The sequence below is a fragment of the Sulfuricaulis sp. genome (assembly GCF_049587675.1).
In the GTDB taxonomy this organism is placed as follows: Bacteria; Pseudomonadota; Gammaproteobacteria; order Acidiferrobacterales; family Sulfurifustaceae; genus Sulfuricaulis.
The window spans coordinates 1-1835 of the sequence record NZ_JBAVEJ010000310.1 but is presented as its reverse complement, the minus strand read 5'-3'; the positions used below and the strand labels follow the sequence as shown (position 1 = coordinate 1835).

Here is a 1835-nt window from a genome sequence, read left to right as displayed (position 1 = left end):
CGCGGATGTTGCGCAATCGCAGCGGCGCGCCCGTGATGGCGGCAAGCGCACAGGCTGTGCGCAGAAGCTGTCCGCCGCCCTCGCCGAAAGAACCGTCTATTTCGCGCATGTGGGCATTATGATCCATCGACTTCCGCGCTACGACTAATACAGTCACTGTAGCGGAAGCAATGCGCAATAATTAAATGGTGGATTGGCGCCTATTTTGATTCTTGGCGCGCGGTGCGCATCGCGCGCTCACGCGCGGCGATCTGCGCCGGGCGTGGGACATGTAAAAGATCAGCGACCTTGTGCACCAGGGTGCGCTCGAAACGGTCGATCTCGTGGTCGGCGGCTGCCACCTGCCACAGGTGCTCGACCACCTGCTCCTTCTGCGCCGCGGTGTAGTGTTTGTTGATGAGCGCGGTGAACTGGTAGTAATCGGTGGCCTGCTTCGCTTCGGCCTCCGCCAGACGCATGAGCGCCGCCGTTTCCTCGGACGTCAGTTCGAAACGCGCGTGGATGGCGGCCGTCATCGCATGGCGCTCGACTTCCTTGAGTTCGCCGTCCATGCGCATGACCTCGAACAGCAGCGCGGCCGTGGCCACTTGCACGGCGTGGTCCGTGCTTTTGCCCTGCTCGCGTCCGGCCGGGAGAATGTGCTGATCGAAGAATTGTTTGAGGTTTTGCAACATGGCAGCCGGGGATTTTAACGTATCGGACCGCTCTGGGACGACAAACAACTCGGAGTGATTAGCTCTAAATCACCCCGAACCCTTTAACCGGTTCCATTCATGCCAGCAGTTTCTGGACAATCCTGCACTGACAGGTAAACATATAGACACAAAATACCCATGCAGAAGGAGCAGCTTATGAAGCAAATAACGATACTAATTGTCTTGGCCCTCATCGCCACTGTTATCTCCATCGTGATGGGCATCAGCTCGATGACCCGGGGCGCTGCATATGATGACAAGCACAGCGGCCAACTCATGAACGCCCGCATCCTTTTTCAAGGCATTGCTGCGCTTTTGCTCCTTATCGCTATATACGCGGCCTGAGTTGGACCGGAACACCCACAGCCATGAACAGAGGATCAAAAAATTAAGAGGATGTCCTCAATGGGCTCGAGGGGATTTTTTATAAAATACTCCGATCCCTATAACTCTTAAGCGCCGCGGATAACCAGGACCGGAACGGGCGAGGCACGGATCACGCCCTCGGTGACGCTGCCGAGTATCATGTGGGCCACGCCGCGGCGTCCGTGGGTCGCCATCACGATCAGATCGGCGGCCCACTCCTTGGCTTCCTGCAAGATGACATCGGCGATCTCCTCGGTCTCGAACTTGCCCAGCAACCCGCTCTCCGGCTGCAACCCGGCGTTGACGGCTCGGGTCATGGCCACTTCGATGACCTCCCGACTGCTCTCGTCGTCGCTGCCGATAAACACGATCTTCAGCTCGACCTTGTGCCCCTTGGTCAGGTTGATCGCTTCATCCAGCGCGCGTTTGGCGATCTCACTGCCGTCGATCGGCACCAATACCCGCTTGTACATATGCTTCCCCCTCGACTTCAGAAATAGACGATTCGCATCCCCTTCCGGATGTGAACGGATCATCCCAGGAATCACCCGACAATTCAGGGAGAATTGTCATGCGTACCGGCGGGGCAGTTATTGACTTGCATCAAAACCGGATCAAAGAACCCATGTTACTGATATAGAGCATATTCCTTACGTTTCAATTGCTCCGACCTCGTTTCTTGTTCCTTGCTGGAATGTTTTTCGGATGCATGGTGCAAGACGTGGACAGATTGGTTTTATGTAATTCGAGATGAATTCCCGAGCGATTCGCGCT

4 protein-coding genes are annotated in these 1835 nt (G+C 56.1%); 1 reads left to right on the top strand and 3 read right to left on the bottom strand.

Annotated features, from left to right (window positions below):
* Both WB402_RS15810 and WB402_RS15805 read right to left on the bottom strand, forming a co-directional pair.
* Positions 1 to 109 (bottom strand): RNA 3'-terminal phosphate cyclase (locus tag WB402_RS15810; protein ID WP_424209574.1); only part of this gene is annotated, 109 nt, incomplete at its 3' end.
* A gap of 91 nt (positions 110 to 200) precedes the next feature.
* Positions 201 to 674, bottom strand: coding sequence for a TerB family tellurite resistance protein (locus WB402_RS15805; protein WP_424209572.1), 474 nt, complete (start codon positions 672 to 674; stop codon positions 201 to 203).
* Between the two features lie 177 nt (positions 675 to 851).
* Between WB402_RS15805 and WB402_RS15800 the strand changes: the two genes are divergently transcribed.
* Positions 852 to 1040, top strand: coding sequence for an HIG1 domain-containing protein (locus WB402_RS15800; protein ID WP_424209570.1), 189 nt, complete (start codon positions 852 to 854; stop codon positions 1038 to 1040).
* Between the two features lie 107 nt (positions 1041 to 1147).
* On the opposite strand, the gene WB402_RS15795 is transcribed toward WB402_RS15800, so the two are convergent.
* Complete coding sequence (locus tag WB402_RS15795) at positions 1148 to 1534, bottom strand: universal stress protein (RefSeq protein ID WP_424209569.1); 387 nt, start codon at positions 1532 to 1534, stop codon at positions 1148 to 1150.
* Between the last annotated feature and the right edge of the window lie 301 nt (positions 1535 to 1835).

Bases quoted from the DNA above. Each gene is read 5' to 3' on its own strand.
- WB402_RS15805 (WP_424209572.1), bottom strand. From the start codon at position 674: ATGTTGCAAAACCTCAAACAATTCTTCGATCAGCACATTCTCCCGGCC.
- WB402_RS15795 (WP_424209569.1), bottom strand. From the start codon at position 1,534: ATGTACAAGCGGGTATTGGTGCCGATCGACGGCAGTGAGATCGCCAAA.
- WB402_RS15800 (WP_424209570.1), top strand. From the start codon at position 852: ATGAAGCAAATAACGATACTAATTGTCTTGGCCCTCATCGCCACTGTT.